The organism is Pseudomonas sp. 2995-3, from assembly GCF_002742565.1.
Taxonomy (GTDB): Bacteria; Pseudomonadota; Gammaproteobacteria; order Pseudomonadales; family Pseudomonadaceae; genus Aquipseudomonas; species Aquipseudomonas edaphica.
Map to the genome: position 1 here is coordinate 21,286 of NZ_LJSB01000462.1, position 19,508 is coordinate 40,793.

Annotated in this window: 14 protein-coding genes; 4 read left to right on the plus strand and 10 right to left on the minus strand. The window is 59.6% G+C overall.

Going from position 1 to position 19,508, the window contains the following annotated elements; translation table 11 throughout:
- Positions 1-197 precede the first annotated feature (197 nt).
- The 7 genes from AOA62_RS30820 to AOA62_RS32115 form a co-directional block, all read right to left on the minus strand.
- Positions 198-578: a hypothetical protein gene (locus AOA62_RS30820; protein WP_017137569.1), complete on the minus strand. Its 381-nt coding sequence runs from the start codon at positions 576-578 to the stop codon at positions 198-200.
- A gap of 14 nt (positions 579-592) precedes the next feature.
- Positions 593-1,873, minus strand: coding sequence for a type II and III secretion system protein family protein (locus AOA62_RS30825; protein ID WP_099550519.1), 1,281 nt, complete (start codon positions 1,871-1,873; stop codon positions 593-595).
- Positions 1,870-4,008: a type III secretion system export apparatus subunit SctV gene (gene sctV / locus AOA62_RS30830; protein WP_099550520.1), complete on the minus strand. Its 2,139-nt coding sequence runs from the start codon at positions 4,006-4,008 to the stop codon at positions 1,870-1,872. Before sctV ends, AOA62_RS30825 begins: the two co-directional genes overlap by 4 nt.
- Positions 4,005-4,343 carry a lipopolysaccharide assembly protein LapB gene (locus AOA62_RS30835; RefSeq protein WP_169988247.1) on the minus strand — a complete coding sequence of 113 codons (339 nt, stop codon included), beginning with the start codon at positions 4,341-4,343 and terminating at the stop codon, positions 4,005-4,007. Before AOA62_RS30835 ends, sctV begins: the two co-directional genes overlap by 4 nt.
- Positions 4,340-4,696 (minus strand): hypothetical protein, encoded by a 357-nt coding sequence (locus tag AOA62_RS30840; protein ID WP_099550522.1) that lies wholly within the window; start codon positions 4,694-4,696, stop codon positions 4,340-4,342. Before AOA62_RS30840 ends, AOA62_RS30835 begins: the two co-directional genes overlap by 4 nt.
- A gap of 172 nt (positions 4,697-4,868) precedes the next feature.
- Positions 4,869-5,750, minus strand: coding sequence for an FHA domain-containing protein (locus tag AOA62_RS30845; RefSeq protein WP_099550523.1), 882 nt, complete (start codon positions 5,748-5,750; stop codon positions 4,869-4,871).
- 85 nt (positions 5,751-5,835) lie between these two features.
- Positions 5,836-5,997: a hypothetical protein gene (locus AOA62_RS32115; RefSeq protein WP_016969018.1), complete on the minus strand. Its 162-nt coding sequence runs from the start codon at positions 5,995-5,997 to the stop codon at positions 5,836-5,838.
- A gap of 609 nt (positions 5,998-6,606) precedes the next feature.
- On the opposite strand from AOA62_RS32115, the gene AOA62_RS30850 reads away from it, so the two are divergent.
- Both AOA62_RS30850 and AOA62_RS30855 read left to right on the plus strand, forming a co-directional pair.
- On the plus strand, positions 6,607-9,822 hold the full coding sequence (locus AOA62_RS30850) for a type III effector HrpK domain-containing protein (RefSeq protein ID WP_099550524.1): 3,216 nt from the start codon (positions 6,607-6,609) through the stop codon (positions 9,820-9,822).
- A 71-nt stretch (positions 9,823-9,893) separates the two neighbouring features.
- Positions 9,894-10,304: a winged helix-turn-helix domain-containing protein gene (locus AOA62_RS30855; RefSeq protein WP_017137562.1), complete on the plus strand. Its 411-nt coding sequence runs from the start codon at positions 9,894-9,896 to the stop codon at positions 10,302-10,304.
- 163 nt (positions 10,305-10,467) lie between these two features.
- Here the strand turns inward: AOA62_RS30855 and AOA62_RS30860 are convergent, their stop codons facing one another.
- Positions 10,468-11,328 carry a Dyp-type peroxidase gene (locus tag AOA62_RS30860; protein ID WP_099550525.1) on the minus strand — a complete coding sequence of 287 codons (861 nt, stop codon included), beginning with the start codon at positions 11,326-11,328 and terminating at the stop codon, positions 10,468-10,470.
- Between the two features lie 395 nt (positions 11,329-11,723).
- On the opposite strand from AOA62_RS30860, the gene AOA62_RS30865 reads away from it, so the two are divergent.
- Positions 11,724-13,340: an NADP-dependent glyceraldehyde-3-phosphate dehydrogenase gene (locus AOA62_RS30865; RefSeq protein ID WP_099550526.1), complete on the plus strand. Its 1,617-nt coding sequence runs from the start codon at positions 11,724-11,726 to the stop codon at positions 13,338-13,340.
- Between the two features lie 163 nt (positions 13,341-13,503).
- Positions 13,504-14,565 (plus strand): FUSC family protein, encoded by a 1,062-nt coding sequence (locus tag AOA62_RS30870; RefSeq protein WP_017137558.1) that lies wholly within the window; start codon positions 13,504-13,506, stop codon positions 14,563-14,565.
- Between the two features lie 65 nt (positions 14,566-14,630).
- Here the strand turns inward: AOA62_RS30870 and AOA62_RS30875 are convergent, their stop codons facing one another.
- The gene (locus AOA62_RS30875) at positions 14,631-18,299 is read right to left on the minus strand and encodes a hypothetical protein (protein WP_017137557.1); all 3,669 of its coding nucleotides are present in this window, start codon (positions 18,297-18,299) and stop codon (positions 14,631-14,633) included.
- A gap of 301 nt (positions 18,300-18,600) precedes the next feature.
- The gene (locus tag AOA62_RS30880; protein WP_099550527.1) at positions 18,601-19,353 is read right to left on the minus strand and encodes a TetR/AcrR family transcriptional regulator; all 753 of its coding nucleotides are present in this window, start codon (positions 19,351-19,353) and stop codon (positions 18,601-18,603) included.
- Between the last annotated feature and the right edge of the window lie 155 nt (positions 19,354-19,508).

Genomic DNA, 19,508 nt, shown 5'->3' on the forward strand with positions numbered 1-19,508 from the left:
CCAAAAGTGAGCCGCTGTAAGAGCGGAACCATAAGTGGCCGTTACTACAACAACGGATATGTACGCCGACTCACCGCTATCGCAGCGGTGCGGCGATCCGACAAGCCAGCTCCCACAGTTAGACCGGGTAGCTTCAGTTGGGTAGTGGTCGACCATGAGGCCGCTTTCGCGAGCAAGCCCGCTCCCACATTGGGGCCTCATTGCTGGCCTCCTGCAGCGCCGGCCTTGGCTTCCTGCTGGTCCTTGCGCCGCTGCAACTGCTCGCGGTCGAACCCTTCGATATACACCTGCGCTGCCCGGCCCACCGGCGCGGCCATTGCTGGCCCGGTCGCGCGGCCCTGGGTCAGGTCCTGCTTGCGCTCGACCATCTGCATCAGGTTCAAATTGTTCGCGCAGCCCAACGGCAAGGTCGGTTTGAAGTCTTCATCCAACCCAATCTCATCCTTGGCCGCCGGTTGCTGGCACTGGCTCGGCACGCCATCGGCGCGGTATTCGGGCGAGTAATACGTCGGCGCCAAATGGGTCTTGCAGCCCACCAACACCAAGGGCAACAGCATCAACACACGCAAAACAGTCATGGCAGGCCCCTTAGTCAATTCATGTAGAAACCGAACGCCCCGCCGCTGCGCGGTCCGCTGGCTGCGGCGGTGGTCGGTAAGGCGTCCAGGGGCGTGGCCAAACCGCGACCGCGTACCGGCTCGACCAGGTACGGGGTAATCAGAATCACCAGTTCGGTTTCATTGCGTTGGAAGCGCTTGGAGCGAAACAGGTTGCCGAGGATCGGCAGGTCGCCCAGCAATGGCAGTTTTTCGATGTCCTGGCTGCTCTCGCGCTGGAACAACCCGGCGATGGCGAACGTCTGCCCGCTGCCGACTTCCACCCGCGTGTCGGCGCGGCGCACGCTGAAGGACGGCACATGGAAATTGCCGAAGTCCACAGTGCCGCCGCTGACCACGCTGCTGACTTCCGGGCGCACTTGCAGGGCGATGCGCCCGTTAGGCAGCAAGGTCGGGTTGAACAACAACGACACACCGAAGGACTTGTATTCGATGCCCACCAGGTCGCGGTTGACCGGCACCGGGATCGCCACTTCGCCACCGGCGAGAAAGCTCGCGGTCTGGCCGGTCATGGCGGTGATATTCGGCTCGGCCAGGATCTGCAAGATGCCATTGGCTTGCAGCGCATCGAGCATGCCATCGATATTCACATTGCCGGAACCGGTGCCCGCCGTTGCCAAGCCACCGGCCGTCGCTGCCGCCAATGGGCCGCCCGTGATCAGGCCGAAGGAAAACGTGCCGTTATTGAACATCGCGTTCCAGTTAACGCCGTAGTGCAGCAACTCGGAACGCGACACTTCGGCAAAGCGCACCCGCAGGTTGACCTGGGCGGCACCGGCATATTCGGTGGTGTTGATCGCGCTCTGGAAACCTTGGCCCTGAGGGTTGAGCAGCGCGTTGAGGTCGGTGGCCTCGGCCACCGAACCGAGCGTGCCCTTGGCAATCAGGCGGTTGCCGGCGCCACTGATCTGCGCACCGTTGCCGGGGTGCAGGGTCTGCATCGGCGTGGTCACCGCCTGGCTGTCACTGCTGACCGAAAGCGTCAGGCTGGCCAGTTGTTTGCCGTCGTTGCCCAGGGCTATCAGGCTGGTGTTGCCCGGCGCCTTGCCGAAGATATAGATAGTGCCGGGCGACACCACTTGCAGGTCGGCCACATTGGGTTCGGCCACCAGCACCGAATCCACCGGCGCCACGAAATGCAAAATGCGCCCTTCACCGGACGCCAGGTTGATCGAGCCGCCAGCACCTCGGGCAATGTCCTGGGCCTGACTGGCACACGCAACCAAAGCGAGTAACAACACACAAAAACGCATCATGAGGCAGACGCCAGGGGAGTGACAGAAGCCGCAGCAGGCGCGCGGCGATTGGAAATATCGGTGAGGCTAATGGTCACCAGCGCTTGCAGGTTGTACTCGGTGGCCAATTCGCGGAACGACAGCACCGCCAGTTCCAGCTCGCCGCGCAGTACCAGGCGACGCAAGCTGCGGCGCAGTTCCGGGTGCACCAGCAACACGGCGCTGTTGGCCTCACGGGTGTTCTCGCAAGCCTGACGCAGTTGCGCAAGCAAGGCGCGGCTGACGTCTTCGGGGATCAACTCGCGCTGCGGCTCCTGGCGACGCAAGGACGCACGAAGCTGGTCTTCCAGGCCCGGCGCCAGTACCAGTGCGCCGATCACCCGGTTGCGATCCGCATACTGATGACTGATCTGCCGCGCCAGCGCTGCACGCAAATGCTCAGCCAGGCGCCCGGCATCAGTTTCACGCGCGCCCCACTCCACCATGGCTTCGAGCAAGGCGCGCTGGTTGCGGATCGACACGCCTTCGCCGACCAGCAAGCGCAGGGTTTCGGCCACGCGTTGCAGCGGCACCAGGCGCAGGGCCTCTTTGACCAGCTCGCCGTAAGTGGCTTCGGTGCGCTCGAGCAACAGACGGGTTTCCTGGATGCCGAGGAAGTCCGCGGCATAGCGGCGCAGGCTGCGTTCCAGCACACCGCGCAGCACTTCGTCAGGCAGCAAAAAGCCGATGCCGGCATTGCGCAAGGTGTCTTCGTGCTGACGCTCGATCCAGTGCGCAGGGCGGCCATTGAGCGGCGAATCGGCTTGTACGGTAGCGATATCGAGCAACTGCACATGCACCGGGTCGTCCTGCAACAGCAGGCAGTTGATCGGCAATTCGCCCTCGCTCACCGGCACGCCTTCCAAAGACACGCGAAAACTGCCCGGCGTGGCCTTGGCTTCCATGTAGATGCCTGGCACTGGTACGTCCACGCCAAGCTCGGTGCGAATGTCGTGACACAGCGCTTCGACACGCTGGCGCAGCATCTGGCGCGGCGCGCTTTGGGACAGGCCGCTGCCGAGGGTCAGCAGTACACGGGTGTCGGGCAGCAGGTTGTCATCCTGTTCGGCCGGTACCTCGACCACCGGCTCAGGTGCTTGCACCAACGCTTCAAGTTCGCCCTGGGGTTGACGGGCCTGCCGGCGATACATCAAAAATGCCGCACTGCCAAAGGCTAAGGACAAACCGATAAATACCCAGGTCGGAAAACCCGGCAGCAGGCTTACGCCGATCATGATCAGCGCCGTCAGGCCCAGCGCACGGTAGCTGGCGCCCAGTTGCTTGATGATCTCGCTGCCCAGGTCGCCGGCCTCGCCGTCGCTGTTGACGCGCGTCACGACGGTGCCCGCCGCGACTGAAATCAACAGCGCCGGGATCTGGGCGATCAGGCCGTCACCCACGGTCAGCAGCGAATAGGTGTGCACCGCCACGCCGAACGGCATGTCGCGTTCGAGCATGCCGATCAGCATGCCGCCCAGCAGGTTGACCGCGAGGATCACCAGCCCTGCGATGGCGTCGCCTTTGACGAACTTCATCGCGCCGTCCATTGCGCCGAACATCTGGCTTTCCCGCTCCAGGCGCGAGCGCCGACGGCGGGCTTCGGCCTGGTCGATATCGCCATTGCGCAGGTCGTTGTCGATGCTCATCTGCTTGCCGGGCATGGCGTCCAGGGTAAAGCGCGCCGCCACTTCCGCGACGCGCTCGGCACCTTTGGTGATAACCACGAACTGCGCCACGGTGATGATCAGGAACACCACCATGCCGACCACCACTTGCCCGGCAATCACGAAGTCACCGAACGCCTTGACGATATGCCCGGCGTCACCGTGCAGCAGAATCAGGCGCGTGGTGGTGATCGACAGCGACAGGCGAAACAAGGTGCTGAGCAGAATCAGCGGCGGCAGCGCAGAGAACTCCACGGAGTGGCCGATGTAGAACGCTACGATCAGGATCAGGATGCTCAGGGCAATATTGAGGCCGATCAGCATGTCCACCAGGTAGGTGGGCAGCGGGATGATCATCATCACAATCGCCATCAGCATAAACGCGACGATGATCACGTCAGTGCGCTGCGCAGCCAAGCGCGCCACATTGTTCAGACGATTGAGTACGCTCATGGGTTGGCCCTGCGTGCGGCTAAGTAGCGTTTGAAGCACTGGCGCGCTTCGTCCTTGCGCTCGCCGTACCACAGCGCACGCGCGCGCAGCAGCAACAGGCTGGCGGACTCACCTTCCAGCGCCACCAGGCGGTCGAGGGCGCCGAGTGCCCGCGCGGCATCGCCACTGTCGGTGAACGCCAGCACCAGCGCACGCAACAGCACGCAGTCGTGGGGCGCGACACTCACGGCAATCAGCAACATCACCAGCGCGCGCTGGGACTGACCATTGCGCCGGTACAGCTCGCCAATGCCCTTGAGCAGTTGCACGGCGTCCTCGTTATCGCGGGCCATCAGGCATGCACCTGTGAGCGCTGCTGTTCGAGGTTGCGGCGCATCTCGATCTCTTCGCTGATCAGGTCATGGGCCAGGGCCTTGATCTCGGGCTCAGCGTCCAGGCTCGGCAGGATGTGTTCCATCACATGCTCCAACAGCTCCAGGGAACGCGCGCTGCCGAACAGCAGGGAGTCCACCCCGGCGGCGCTGGTGAGGGCTTCGAGGTCGCTGCGCAGCGAGCGGCGAGTTTGGGTCTTGCGGGTCTTGAGCACCGCTTCGAAGGCGGTGGCCTGGCGTGAATTGACCGGGCGAATCGCTTCGATAGGCGCGCTGCGCACATCACTGGGAATTAGCGGGCGGGGTTCGACTTTCATGCCGGGGCCTGTTGATCGTTCCCACGTTCTGCGTGGGCATGCATCCTGTGACGCTCTGCGTCACCTTGCGCAGGGGTCACGCATTGCGCTGATTTCAGGACGCGGAGCGTCCGGGGCGGCATTACCACGCAGAGCGTGGGAACGATCATGTGTATACGTCCCATAGACCGACTCATAAGGTGAAGGTAAAGCGCTCATCGCCACGGGCGAGGATCACTTGGTTGTTCTCGATGCGTTCCAGCACCCAGCTGTCCGCCAGCGCAGCGCCGGGGTACAGGCGCTTGCCGCTGTCATTGATCACGTAGGGGTGGGCGCCGAACCACACGGCCTGGAAGCGCACGCGTGGGCTCGCGGCATCGGCACGCGCGGCAACGCGGGGGTTGAGCACGATCTGCTGGCCGTAGCGCTGGTCGAAGGCTTGTTGCAGGGCCAGCCATTGAGGCTTTTGTGACTGTTCGAAACTGCCCTCGGCGCTGAGCTGGCCGTTGCTGTTGGTGACGCTCACCGCATCCAGGCGGGCGGCTTGCAACTGTTGCTCCAGCCAGGCTTTGGCCTGTTCGCGGGACGGCTGCTTAATCGCTGGCACATCGACCACTGCCGCCGCCTGCGCCAACGGCGGGTCACTGCGAAAGGCCAGTGCCCCTGCACAGATAAACAGCAGGCCGAGCGCGACAATCCAAGGCGTTAATCTGCGCGGAGCGCGGGGTTGTTCTGCCTCTTCAGGCAGCGCCAGGCTCACACCGGCGGTGCCGATGCGCAGTTGCAAAGGCAGTCGCGCGCGATGACCATTGCCCTGGGGAATTCGCACAGTGCCGGCGACCAGCACCTCACCGCCCAAGGCTTCGACCGCCACATGGCCGCCCTCAAAACGCAGGCGCAGGTGCAGGCTGGCGATACCGGGGTCGCTGAGCACAAGGTCGGCCGCGAGGTCCGCGCCGATGGTGTAGACAGGCTGATCAAGCACCAGGGAACTGCCCTGGTGCAAACCGGCGGTCACAGTGAGGGTCGGTGCGCCAGTCGCAGCCACCGACCCCAAAGAAATCAAGGCTGTCATGTGTGGGTTTGCCCCCTTGAAAATGTGCAACGGGGTCAAGAATCAGCAGGTAAACGGGCAGCGCCAGCGCCGCCCGTTTGGCAAATCAGTTCTGCGGACGCTGTTTGGTGGCGTCGAGCTCAGCTTTTTTCGCGGTGCTGATTTCGGTGATCTTGGCCGACTTCTCGATAGCCATGTTGAAGGTCGCTTCCATCTTCGCGATAGCGTCGTCGGCGCCGCCGGCTTTTACTGGTGGGACATCAGCCATGTTCATCTCCTTGCATCGATAGGGAAGTTATTCAGTTGCGCAACAGCAAGCTGAAAGTATGCAAACCCGGTAAATGCCCAATACGTCAGACAGTGAGCGTTTGAACCGTCGTTGGTTTGCATGGGGGCCATACTACTCACGATCAAAACGCCTTCGCTGTGAAAGCTTGTGAAACGTTTCGGCTACAGGGTGTGAATTGTTTGGCTCAACCCGGCGTTGAAAAAAACTCATGCCGGTTCGCCCGCGGAACTTTTAGCGAAACATTCAAACAAGGCCAAAGCCCCTTATTACGCGGCGTTGCACGCACACCCCGACATTCTCTTGAACAATAGGCGGCAGGTTTACAGCGTAAAAACGCGCAGTCCGTCACGACGTCGACGTCTTTTTTGTATCGACTTCACATTTTTCGCTAATAGCCTTCTGCCCAACTTCGCAGATATTTCCATTTGTAACAAAAGAGACTTACTCATCGCGTTTCATAGCTCGGCGCGAGCGACCTTAATGCTCGCGGGCAACTAATTTCCTGCGCCTGATTAGTACAGATGCACTAATAGCTAAATAGTCAGTGTGCAGGCCCTGATATATGAAACAACTTCCAGGTGAGCATGTATGCCAGCGATCCCAAGTAGTCGTGACCCTGCGCAAACACCGGGCACAGACGGCTCGCAGAAAAAATTCGAAACCGCGTTGTACACCGCCGTCAACCAGCCGACCTTCGACCCGTCGAAGATCCGTGGCCCGTCGATCCCACTGCCCTATCAAAACGTTCAGGCGCCGGTGAACAACAGCATCACCTACACACCGTTGGGCAGCGACAAGCCAGTCACTCTCAAGCAGAGCGACAACCCGCGTCTCTACGAAACACTGGTCAACCAGTACAACACCCAACAGAACGATGCGAGCTTCGAAAAAAACCTCAGTGACAGTAAAGCGGCCGGCTACACCCAGGCCGATGCGAGCACCGTGGCGCCGGGGCTGGGCAACTACACGGCCATCGGCAGCCCGACTGAACTCGGCCCCGGGCTGATCCGCTATGAGACCGCCTCGGGTCACAAGGTGGTGGTCAGCCAGAAAGACACGCCGCAGCTGTTCGATCAGGTCAGCGGCGACTTCACCAAGCTGTCGGCGATCAATGCCAGCGGCGCCGAAGGCTATCGCCTGGCCGGTGCCAACGAGAGCATCGACCCAGCCACCCATATCGGCCCGCCCGAGGAAGTCGGGCCAGGGTTGATCCGCTACCAGACCGCGTCCGGCGACAAAGTGATCGTGTCCCAGGACATCACCCCTGCCCTGTACGACCAAGTGGCCAAGCTTTACGCCGGTACTACCGGTGCCGCAGGCGCCTGCGATACTTCGTGGATCGACAACTCGTCGTTCGGTGTGGCCGGCGCCAAGGACTGGAACAGCATCACTGGCAACACCAGCACGACACCGACCAAAGAAGAACTCGACCTGAACCGCCCGCGCGCCGCCGCACAATTGCTCTCGCAGAACTGGGACGCCTGGGGCCTGCACGGCGCGCCGATCGACTTTGCCAACCCGCCGACCACCTTGCCGCCCCAGGCTCAGGCCGTGCTCAAGTACGTGGCCAGCAGCCCGAACCTGATGGCTGCGCTGGACAGCGGTGGTCGCGGCAAAGCTGACAATGTGATTACCCATTCCGACGTTGACCATTTCATCAGCAACACCAACAGCGATATCGGCGCGGCGGCGAAGTCCTATGGCAGCTTTATGGGCAGCCACCCAGGCGACTTGGCCAAGGCCAACGCCAAGTCCGCCGCCATCGTGATGGCCAACGAAAGCCTGGTCGCCAGTTCCGGCACTGCCATGCGTCCAGGTGATAACCAGCGCAGCAACGACGGCATGATCCGCCCCGATAACCTGCAAGCCCTGGGCAGTGATTCGGCCTTGAGCAACGAGCTGACCGGCGCTGCAGCAATGTGGTCGCGCCCCGGCCTGTTCCACGCCCTGGAAACCGGCGGTGACAACCCCGCCACCGGCAAACCCGACAACATCGGCACCCGCGACAACATCGGCGCATGGCTGGAGAAACAGGCGCCGAAAAACGACAGTGACACCCTGACCTTCCTCGACGGCGCCGCCACCCGCGATGCCGTCGCCCGTGTGGATACCTCCAAGCTCACCGCCGATATCCTGGCCAACCCGCAGAACTACACCGGCGAACAAAAAGCCGCCGTGATGGTGCAACTGACCGATGCACAAACGCGCCTGCTGGTCAGCGACTACGTCGGCAACGCAGGCTTGATGGACAAGTACACCTCGCCCAACTGGGGCCTGAACCCCAACGAAGACAAGATCAAGGCGCAGCTGCAAAGCGGCATCGAGACCCTGTCGGCAGACCCGGATGTGCAAAGCTTCCTGCAGAACAATCGCGGCCCCGCGCTCAGGGATATCGTTAGCAGCGACCCGAGCATGAAGGTCGCGATGCAGAACTACTTTGAAGGTGGCATCGAGTCGGGCAAGAACCTCAACGACAACCTCAATGCCAAGGACCAGAACGGCAAGCAGATCGACATGGGCATGGGCCTGCAAAACGCCGCCAACGACGCGACGATCGCCAACCTCGTACTGGGTGGCAACGGCCATGTGGACCTGACCAAGGTGGCGGCCAACGCCGGGCAAAGTGACGCGATTCTCAGCTACTACAAGAACCAGCTGGTGACCGGCAAAGCCTTCACCGATGCGGTAGCCGGTGGCCTGGACCCGACCGTGGCGGCCAGCAGTTTCGCCGCCAGCACCGCGTCGGCCCAGGCCTTTCTGGGTGACAAGGCCACGGCGGATGACGCGGCGACCTTGCAGGTCAACTTCAACGAAAACCTCGGCGATGCGTTGCTCGGCGGTGCGACCACCGACACGTTGAACGTCACGCTCGGCGATGGCAACGGCAACTTCGACGACGCCAAAGTCACCGCTGCGATCAACGACGCGCAGCAAAAAGACCCCGAGATGTTCACCACCTCCGACGGCGGCAAGATCGACCCGGCACAGGTGGTGTCGATGCTGCGGTCGGTATGGGACATCGGCCGTCAGGGCAACAAGATTGCCGATGCCTTGCCCAAGGCTATCGAAGGTATGAAATTCGGGGATGTCAGCCCGGCGTTCAAGCAAGGCCTGCTGCACATTGGCAGCGCGGTGTTGATGAGCGGCGTGCTGATGGCGCGTTCGGCCAGCGGCAGCACCACCCCGGTGGCGGATGCCAACCGCGTATCGGCGGGCCTGCAATTTGCCGGGTTGCTGCTCGAAGGCGGGACCAAATACGCCAAGGAAGCCGGCTATGGCGTCACCTGGGTCAACCGCCCGGACGGCGGTACCATTGGCGATTTTCCCGGCAAAGTGCCGGTGGGCAAAGGCCCGCTGTCGGCGCAACAGATCGCCAATATCGGCGCGGCGGGCAAGATCATCGGTTCGGCCGGCGGCATTATCGGCGGCGTGATCGGGATTATCGGCGGGGTCGACTCCTTGAAAAAAGGCGACTACCTCACCGGCAGTTTCTCGGTGGCCACCGGTGTGCTCGGCACAGGTGCGGCCGTCGCCGGCCTGGTGGAAGCCGGTGCCGGTTTGTATGGCGCCACCGAAATCGGTGCAGTGGCCGGCACCATCAGCGGCATCCTTGGCGGCGCCACGGCGATTCTCGGGGGTATCGGCAGCGCGTTCCTGCCGTTCGCCCTGGCCGATGCCCATGGCAAGGCGCAAGACGCGTTCTACGGGCAACTGACACCTGTGCTGCAGCAATACGGCCTCACCGGTGGCCCGACGATGGATGGCGATTATCCGTCTGACCCGATCCCGGCGATCAACACCTGACTCTCCCTGGCAACCCGGCGTAAAAAGGAGCCGCGTCGGGCTGCAATGTCCACGCACAAAGGTTAACTGACATGACGTACTCGACTCGCAGCCACCTCACCGATGACGCCTCTTTCGGCATTCACTTCGGCCCGTTCCAACTGCTGCCCCACCGTTATCTGCTGCTCAAGCATGGGCAACCCGTGAACCTGGGCAACCGCGCCCTGACCTTGCTGATCGCCCTCGCCTCCCGGCCTGGTGAATTGCTGCATAAACACCAATTGCTCGACATCGCCTGGCCCAGGCTGGTGGTGGAGGAATGCAACCTGCGCACACAGATCAAGACCCTGCGCCGCGCGCTGGGCGACAATGACTCGTTCTACATCGCCACCGCAGCGGGCCTGGGTTATCGGTTCGTCGCGCCCACCTGGTTGGAACCCGAGCCGGTGCAGGTGATGAAACCGTCGGTGGATGGTGACGATAAGCGCCAGTGGGTGGCGTGATCTACGCCCCCACACAATCAAACTGTGGGAGCTGGCTTGTGTGGCGAGGGAGCTTGCTCCCGCTGGGATGCGAAGCGCCCCCAGGATAGCTGCGACTGCTGCGCAGTCGAACGGGAGCAAGCGCCCTCGCCACAGCCCCCCACACTGTTTCAGATCTGGGGGATCAGACGAGTGCGCTCACGTCCAAATGCCCATCCTTCACCGGTGGGCACCAGTAATAGCCACCGGTCAGCGGCGTACTGATCCGATACAACCCATCCACAATCCCGTCTTCCAACCCGCTCATGCGCCGCAGTTGCGCTTCAAACGCATCGAAGGAATGCCCAAACGCCAGGAACATCAACCCCGCCTGGCCGTTCTCGGCCCACGGCATCGAGCGGCGCACCACAAAGGCTTGCGGGGTAAAACTTTCCTGGGCGGTACGCTTGGTGTGAGCGGATTCGGGGGCGTCGTCCAGCTCTTCGTTATCGCCATGGCGGCGGCCGATGATGTGGTCACGCTCCTGGGCGGGCAACGCGGCAAAACCATCGAGGTCGTGTTGCCATTGCTGGATCGCGGCAAAGCTGGCGCCGCTGTCGGTCAGGGCGGCTTCGACGGCGGCGGCGTCGTGGGGGTTTTCGGTGCCGTCTTCGTAATCGGTCAAATCGAAGCCGGTTTTGTAGCGGAAGCCTTCGGTCATCTGCACCAGCCGGAATGCCGGAGCTAGGGCCTTTTCAAATGCGCGGCTGCGCAGCAGCAGTTCACCGCGATCCACACCGTGCAGCCACACCCACAACGCCTGCTGGGTGGACGGGTTATGGGCGCCTGGGCCAGTAACGGCGGGGAATGCGCGCAGCCCTTCAATGTGCGCGCCGAGCGAAGTTACCAGCGGCTCGCCAACACCGACCACTGCGCCCGCGTCCGCCAACTGCACCAGCGCGTCTAACGCGGCGGGTACGGCTGCCAGTGCATCAACGGCAAAAAACAGATGGCGTGCCTGCAACGGCACCGGTGCGGCAAGAATGCCCGGCTGGTAGTGACTCATGTGAACTCCTTCTGAAAAGCCGCGCAGTTTAACCGGCCAGCGCGGGCTTTTGCTCAAGGTTTTCCAGATCACGCGGTTCCAGGCCCAATTGCGCCTTGAACTGCGCCCCAGCCTTTGGGCGTGACCCGCACCGCACGCGAATCCCTGGCGCTGATCAATCAGGCGTGCGCCACGGCCTGCTGTATGGCCTGCTGTTTGTACTCAGCCTGTATTTCTGGGCGTCTCGCCGCTGCGCACCGGCGTGGCGTTCCTGCCACTGACGGTGTTGGTGAGCATCGGCAGCCTGACGGCCGGCGAGTGCGTGCGCGCCTTCGTAACGCGTCTGGCGCTTGCCACACAGCCCTTGGATGGGTGACTCTCTAGTCATGTTTTGCAACTATTCCAGGGGTAGCGATATGACCACCAGTAACCTGCTCGCCCAGCTGTTTCCCACCGCCGCCAGCGAAATTCCCGAGCAATTCCGCCTGGCCGCGCCCATCGAACAGCGTGATTACCTGGTCGACGGCCAGTTGCAGGTGTGGAACGGCCCGCTGGCCAAGGTGCAAAGCCCGGTGCAACTGGGCGATGAGCGCGTACACATCGGCAGCACGCCGCTGCTGGATGCCGACACCGCCCTCACCGCCCTGGACGCCGCCGTGCGCGCCTATAACCGCGGCCAGGGTGAATGGCCGACGATGCGCGTGGCCGAACGTATCCAGCATGTCGAAGCCTTTTTACGACGCATGCGCGAACAGCGCGACGCGGTGGTCAAGCTGCTGATGTGGGAGATCGGCAAGAACCTCAAGGACTCGCAGAAAGAATTCGACCGTACCTGCGACTACATCACCGACACCATCAACGCCCTCAAGGAACTCGATCGCCGCAGCAGCCGCTTTGAGCTGGAACAGGACACCCTCGGCCAGATCCGCCGCGTGCCACTGGGCGTGGCGCTGTGCATGGGGCCTTACAACTACCCGCTCAACGAGACCTTCACCACGCTGATCCCCGCGTTGATCATGGGCAATACCGTGGTGTTCAAGCCGGCCAAGCTCGGCGTGCTGTTAATTCGCCCGCTGCTGGAGGCGTTCCGCGACAGCTTCCCGGCCGGCGTGATCAACGTGATCTACGGCAGCGGCCGCGAAACCGTCAGCGCGCTGATGGCCAGCGGCAAAATCGATATCTTTGCGTTTATCGGTACCAACAAGGCCGCCAGCGACCTGAAAAAGCTGCACCCCAAGCCACACCGCCTGCGCGCAGCCTTGGGCCTGGACGCAAAAAACCCCGGCATCGTGCTGCCCGAGGTCGACCTGGACAATGCCGTGAGCGAAGCGCTTACCGGTTCCCTGTCGTTCAACGGCCAACGCTGCACTGCGCTGAAGATCCTGTTTGTGCACGAAGCGGTAGTCGACAGCTTCATCCAGAAATTCAACAGCAAACTGGCGACGCTCAAACCCGGTATGCCCTGGGAAGACGGCGTATCGCTGACGCCGTTGCCGGAAGTCGGCAAGGTCGATTACCTCAACGCGTTGGTGGCCGACGCCGCGCAGCACGGCGCCAAGGTGGTGAACCCCAATGGCGGCGAAAGTCGCGGTTCGTTCTTCTACCCCGCCGTTTTGTACCCGGTGAACCCGCAAATGCGCGTTTACAACGAGGAACAGTTCGGCCCGGTTGTACCGATCGTGCCGTACCGTGACCTGGATACCGTGATCGAATACGTACTGGACTCGGACTTCGGCCAACAGTTGAGCATCTTCGGCACCAACGCCGTGGAAGTCGGGCGGCTGGTGGACACCTTTGCCAACCAGGTCGGGCGTATCAACATCAACGCCCAGTGCCAGCGCGGGCCGGACACCTTCCCGTTCAACGGGCGCAAGAACTCGGCCGAGGGCACGCTGTCGGTGCATGACGCGCTGCGCGTGTTCTCGATCCGCACGTTGGTGGCGACCAAGTTCCAGGAGAGCAACAAGGCGTTGGTCAGCGATATTTTGCGTAATCGAGATTCGAGTTTCTTGACCACGGATTACATTTTCTGAAGACAGCGCCGCTCCCTGTATAAACAGGTCAGAGTGGGAGCTGGCTTGCCTGCGATAGCATCACTGCGGTCTGACTGAAAGACCGAAGTGCCTGCATCGCGGGCAAGCCCGGCTCCCACACGCGATCCGGTCCACCCTGCATAATGAGGCCACTTTAATACCGATGAACCTGCCCTTCTTCGCCCGGCGCTTGTTGCGCCCCTTGCTCGACCCCTACCGCCGCTACCGCCACGCCAAGCTGATCCACGCCGTGCGCGTGTCCATCGGCCTGCTGGCGACCATCCTGCTCACCACCGGCATCAACCTGCCCCACGGCGAGTGGGCCTCGGTGACCATGCTGATCGTGATCGGCGGCTTGCAGCACCACGGCAATATCGGCAAAAAAGCCGTGGAGCGCGCCTACGGCACCCTGATCGGTGCCAGCGTCGGCCTGCTGCTGGTGGTGCAACAGGCCTATTTCGGCATACCGCTGCTGACCTATCTGCTGATGTCGGTGGTGTGCGGGTTCTTTTCCTATCACGCCATCGGCAAGGGCGGTTACATCGCGCTGCTGTCGGCGATTACGGTGTTTATCGTCGCCGGCCACGGCGACAACCCGATCTCGGATGGCTTGTGGCGCACCGTCGATATCCTTATCGGCATCGTGTTGGCACTGGCGTTTTCCTTTGCCCTGCCGCTGTACGCGGTGTATTCGTGGCGCTACAACATGGCCAGCGCACTGCGCGACTGTGCGGCGATTTACAGCCGCATCATCAACGGCCAGTCAGTCACTGACGATGAACACTTCAAGCTGCTCAACCGCCTGAATGCCGCCATACTGCAACTGCGCTCGCTGATGCCTTCGGTGTCCAAGGAAGTGCGTATCTCGATGACCGAGCTGGACATGATTCAACGGCACCTGCGCATGTGCATCAGTACCCTGGAGATTCTTGGCAACACCCGGCCGGACCCGCGTGATGAGCAGGCAATGGCGCGGATGCAAGTGATGTTAAAGGCCGAGCACCGGCAGATTCGCGTGCAATTGGTGGGGATGGCGCGCGCACTGAAATCCGGCTTTACCGAGCGCCTGGAGCGGCCTGCGGTGCACGCAGCGGATGAAGCTGGGTTGGATGCACCGGTGCAAAGTGCATTGGATGGGTATCGGTTGTTGACGTTGCAACTGGTCGGCAATGTGGAGGCGATGCGGCAGTTGCTGGCGAAGACGGCAAGTCATTGGAAGATTTGAGAGCGGTGAAAAAAGGGACAGCCTACGGTTAGGTAGAGCTGTCCCGATTGTTCAGCGAGGAAGGATCATGTCAGGCGAATGATGCTGGCGGAGTTGACGATGAAATCGTTACCTAAGCCACTATTCTGATAGTTATGAAGGGTAACGGCCGTTACCCCGTTTGCAGGAACCTTAACGTTAGCGGCTAGCGTGTACCAAGTATTCTTGGGCGGCGAGACCACGCCAGAAATCAATCGCCCTCCTACATGTATTGCGAGAGAAGGATCCAAGTTCCATCCACCTGACGGCGAATAATTAAATATAGTAAATGAAACTTGATAGATATGAACAGCGTTAAGATTTAGATAGGTCGTGATTACCGGCCCCGCATAAGTGGGCGGTCTATCTGCAATAGTAGACAAATCAAGTCCTGATCCCGAAAACTTATATCGATCTGCTCCATTGCCTGGCGTCCAAGGGCCTAACCCGTAGACAAAGTTAGTACCCAGTGTCGCAAATGAATCAGACTTAGTGTACTGCACTAACGGAAACACCAACGCTCGGGTTTTGTCCACACCGCCATCGAAGGCAACCCTCACCTCCAGCTGAAACGTTGTACCATTAGGCAGTGCCGTCAGCGTGCCACGCAATACGGGTATATTTACAAAACCATTTTTTACTTCATCCACATTGATGGTATGAGCGGGTAATATTTCCACCGACCTGCCACCACCAATAAGGGTTATCCATATTGTTTGCCCTGCTTTACACAGCGGGACCTTGACCATGTCCGCTCGTGTATTACCGGCAAAGGTATTCAAATCGACAGTGGTACCAGCAGCTTGATTATTGATCGTTGCCTTCGGAAGGTTAGCGGGCGCAATCGCAGCAACCGATACTGTTTGAACTTCAGAGGGCGTGGATTTTCCATCACGCACGAGTACGTACATCAACTGTACCCTGCGCCCAACACCATTGTGCAGCGCCTGCTCCCCAGTAAAATCGGCCAACACTGAGCCCGTCGCACTGCCTGGAACCTCCAACTCTACAACCTCTCCATTTTCCTGTATCCATTTACACAATAAAATGTCCGAGGCGCGCATACCTTTAAGTACTATTTTGACGACAACGCTTTTCTCAATGGCCAGTGGGTCAACCGTTGTTTCTTGTGCGATCGTGGCGGCGCCAATAAGGGTCGGGAAGGCCAGCACGGTAGGAAGTTGCTGGATCACATAGGCTGTTTCGCCAAAAGGTATCGCCGTCTGCATAAGAGGAATTTTTACAAAACTGACCGAGAACGAAACTTTTAACAATGAGCCGTCCTTAAGCAGAGGTATTTTATCCATCGCCAAAGGAACGGAGACGCCCTTGGCAAGGTGATCTGCGATGACCTCGTTCGGCGTAAAAATTTTATTTTCGTAAAGTCCGCCATCAGCGAATTCGCCAGTGATCGTCATGAACATGAACTGACCCACGCTGATAAATTTCCATACATCAATAATCCAGCGAGGCGCATCCAGCTCGTAGACCGGCAGCACCGTGGTATGTGCGTATTTGCTGATATACGGCCTGGGCAGTGCATCGAGAGGCAACAGCAATAACTGCAAAGGCTCGAACGCGTAGCTGAATGACCCGCGAAGCAACGTGCAATTCATCAGGATATTATTGCCATCAGGCCGCACCGCCAGTGTGATCACTTCAACCGGAATTTTAAATGTGAAAACACCGAGCTTCGGATCAACCGTTATTTCTAGCTTATGTTGGCTGATACCATACTGCCCAAGCCAGGAAATAAGAAGGCGGTCACCTTTTGCGGCCTTCGAGTACCTCACCTCGCCATTCGCGCCGTTGATGACAGCCACCGGGTTAATCGTCATCGCGGTGGCGTTCGCCTCAAGCAGTTTAAAGCTTTCGAGGTTCACCGGCTCACCGATACTAAGCTTGAGCACTTCCGAGCGCAGGGTGACGGGCGGCGCCCCTGGGCTCATCACGCTGTAATAGATATCGAGACTCTTGCCTAGGTTATGCTCAATAAACGCCTGCTCAATGGGTGTCTCAAGTTCCAACAAGGCCTCCCCTGCAATATCCTCAAAGATATCAATTTCAATTTGAAGATAGTTTCTCGGCGATTCCCCTGCAAGGGTAAGGACTATCGTGTCCCCGACTTTTGTATTGGCATAATTAAAGTAGACCCCAACCGAATAGCCATTCAAATCCTTCAGGTCAAGGTTCCAGTTACCGTAGAATTTTTTAGCCTCTTTAATATACACTTCAGGCAATACTGGAAGCGCCTTGCCCACCTCAGCCATCACGACTTCTGATTGACGAGGACTGTTCCCATTGAACATTCTTACGTCTAAAAAAACATCAAACGGCCCCAGCCCATCGAACTGTTTCAAGAGGTCTGCCGGCAATACCTGTGTTCCGCCCTCAGCACCGGCGCGCTGCCTACTCAAAGTAACGAGTGTCGCACCGTTTTGGCCGCCTTTGTGCACCGCTTGTATAAGCTCGAGGTTGTTCGCTGCATAAGGTGAATATATCGGAACCTCAGCGACTCCATTCACATCTGCTGAAATCAGCCCGGCGTTAAAAGGGTGGAGAAGTTTCAGCGCCGGCATCCGTGTCGGTGTACCGGTTATATCGAGCGAGTAACTACCCGATTCTTTAATGAAGACATCCTTAGCAGTCCTCCACTCCCACCATAGGCGTATCGTGCCGCGGCCTATGTCATGGAAAAATTTACTGGGGAGTGAGATCGTCTCTGATTCAAAATTTCTGTCCGTGATGGCGTCGAAGCGCGTAATGACGGGTGAACCGCCCTCCGGGGAAGCTTCCACAACCAATACGATTTTGTTGAGCGGCTTGGGTGCCGGTTTTGATTTGGGGGGGTGGATCAACACTATAACTTCAGCATCAAATGGGACATCCAGATCAACGACGGTAATTTCATCGCTGTTCTTCATCACCACGGGGGCGTTGAGTAAGTTGGGATCTATTTCGCTGCGCAACATATAGGGCTTGGAAAGGGTGTACGCCCCCAGAGGCTCATTCCCCACTACGTCCTTCACGCCCATGCGAACAGTGAAAGTTCCGCGCGATGGAAGCTTTTCCAGGTAGCCCTCGTAGGGAACTGACACAGGGTAGCCGCCCTTTTGGGACGCCTCTGTCGGACTGACCGTATGCGTATACGAAAACGTACCGAAATAGAATATATTGCTGTCATTCTGGCGGATGTCCAAATAAGGATACACCCAGATCTGAATGCCACTTTCAGCAATTTTTTTCGTGATGCTCGAGCCTTCCGGAAGATCTACAACTTTCATCAACAGGCCGCTATGCCACGGTTCCCCGGGGTTGGGATCATTACCGCCCGGTATACTCTGTTTGCAAAAAACCAAATCTTCGTCCGAACGAACTTCTTGCCCCGAACCCGCTCGAAAGACCTGCCCATAGAATCTATGGTTTCCGTCGGAAATCTTGTATCCATCGAAGCTAACAGAATATCGTTTTTTTATCTCCACGGTAACGGCTTCGGCCTTCATTGGATTAGGCAGACCCAACTGAACGGCACAGCGGTCAAACTGAGCCCAGTCTGTCCACGGCTCAAAAATCCAATAACAGATGGGCAGTAATTCATTACGCCCCAGGCCTATACGGGCCAGTTCCTTATACTTCGTATTGCTCAGGTTTATTCCGTCGGACGGCGGGTAGGGGCCAACATCTAGCCTATCGAAGTTATCTGGAGGGGTAGACATAACTATCACCTTGCTGGATTAAGGCCGCGCAGGAATAGCGCGACGAGCAAGGTAAATAAGGCGCTTGGAGCAATCGGCAAATCTACTGTCAGAACTGACAGTGGCGACGAGTGGCTGGCGCGTAGGTAAAATCCGACAGACCACGCGACCAGCGTAAATCTGTCTACCCCAGCCATTTTCTTACATTTTTTTCACGATTTATTCACATCCGCAGCCGTAGGGTGAAGCCTCATCCGTTACAAACGCTGCACATCAAAACCCGCCGCCCCAGCGGGTTTTTTTTTGCTTTGGATTTAGGGATTTAACGTGCGGCTTTGGTGGCGGGCGCAGCGGCTTGTTCGCGAATGGCGCGCTGGGTGTCGAGCACCTTGGCCAGTGCGGTTTCCGCTTCGGGGCTTTGCTGCGGTACGCGAATTGCGGCCGAGACCAGGGTGATCAGCTTGGCCATGACCTCGGCATCCGTGGCCGGGCGGCCCAGGCTCATGGAGTTCATCAGCAGGCGCAGTTCAGTGCCGGCCATTACCCCGGAAATCGCCTTGAGGGCAAATTGCAGGCGCACGCCCAGCTCATTGCGTGGCAGATCCGGCAGGGCCAGGGCGAAGGCTTCGAAGAAGCGCTGGAACACCGGCTGGTAATGCACCTTGAGGTATTCCTGGATAAACGGCGAGGTGTCGCTGTACACCCGGCCCAGGAAACGGATAAATGATCGCCCTTCCCCGCTGGCCGGGTCACTGCGTTCCAGGCCCATGGCCGGGGCGAACAGCACGCCGAGCAAGGTGTCGCAGTCGAGCGGGCCATCGGCCTCGGCTTCGCAGCGCGCGAGCAGTTCCAGGCGCTGCTCGTTGAGCGGCTCCAGGCGTTGCATCAGCAGGGTTTTCATCAGGGAGTCCTTGTCCCCGAAGTGGTAGTTCACGGCGGCCAGGTTCACCTGGGCGCGCTCGGTAATCTGCCGGAGCAACACGGCGTCATAGCCGTATTTGATGAAAAGAGCCTCTGTCGCATCCAGCAGTCGAGTCTTGGTAACGTTTGGAGCGCTGAGTTTCTTCGCGACCATGAAAGGTTCCACGTGGGAAATATTGTTTTAAAAAATAATTTGATTTTTTATACCGGGGCAGCCCTTCGAAAGCAAGTAGTGACACTGCGCCATGCTACGAAAGGCCTGTATAAACAGGCCTGTCGAGGGTAGCCGAAGGGATTTTCAGGCGCCGC

Bases quoted from the DNA above. Each gene is read 5' to 3' on its own strand.
- AOA62_RS30820 (WP_017137569.1), bottom strand. From the start codon at position 578: ATGACTGTTTTGCGTGTGTTGATGCTGTTGCCCTTGGTGTTGGTGGGC.
- AOA62_RS30825 (WP_099550519.1), bottom strand. From the start codon at position 1,873: ATGATGCGTTTTTGTGTGTTGTTACTCGCTTTGGTTGCGTGTGCCAGT.
- sctV (WP_099550520.1), bottom strand. From the start codon at position 4,008: ATGAGCGTACTCAATCGTCTGAACAATGTGGCGCGCTTGGCTGCGCAG.
- AOA62_RS30840 (WP_099550522.1), bottom strand. From the start codon at position 4,696: ATGAAAGTCGAACCCCGCCCGCTAATTCCCAGTGATGTGCGCAGCGCG.
- AOA62_RS30845 (WP_099550523.1), bottom strand. From the start codon at position 5,750: ATGACAGCCTTGATTTCTTTGGGGTCGGTGGCTGCGACTGGCGCACCG.
- AOA62_RS32115 (WP_016969018.1), bottom strand. From the start codon at position 5,997: ATGGCTGATGTCCCACCAGTAAAAGCCGGCGGCGCCGACGACGCTATC.
- AOA62_RS30850 (WP_099550524.1), top strand. From the start codon at position 6,607: ATGCCAGCGATCCCAAGTAGTCGTGACCCTGCGCAAACACCGGGCACA.
- AOA62_RS30855 (WP_017137562.1), top strand. From the start codon at position 9,894: ATGACGTACTCGACTCGCAGCCACCTCACCGATGACGCCTCTTTCGGC.
- AOA62_RS30860 (WP_099550525.1), bottom strand. From the start codon at position 11,328: ATGAGTCACTACCAGCCGGGCATTCTTGCCGCACCGGTGCCGTTGCAG.
- AOA62_RS30865 (WP_099550526.1), top strand. From the start codon at position 11,724: ATGACCACCAGTAACCTGCTCGCCCAGCTGTTTCCCACCGCCGCCAGC.
- AOA62_RS30870 (WP_017137558.1), top strand. From the start codon at position 13,504: ATGAACCTGCCCTTCTTCGCCCGGCGCTTGTTGCGCCCCTTGCTCGAC.
- AOA62_RS30875 (WP_017137557.1), bottom strand. From the start codon at position 18,299: ATGTCTACCCCTCCAGATAACTTCGATAGGCTAGATGTTGGCCCCTAC.
- AOA62_RS30880 (WP_099550527.1), bottom strand. From the start codon at position 19,353: ATGGTCGCGAAGAAACTCAGCGCTCCAAACGTTACCAAGACTCGACTG.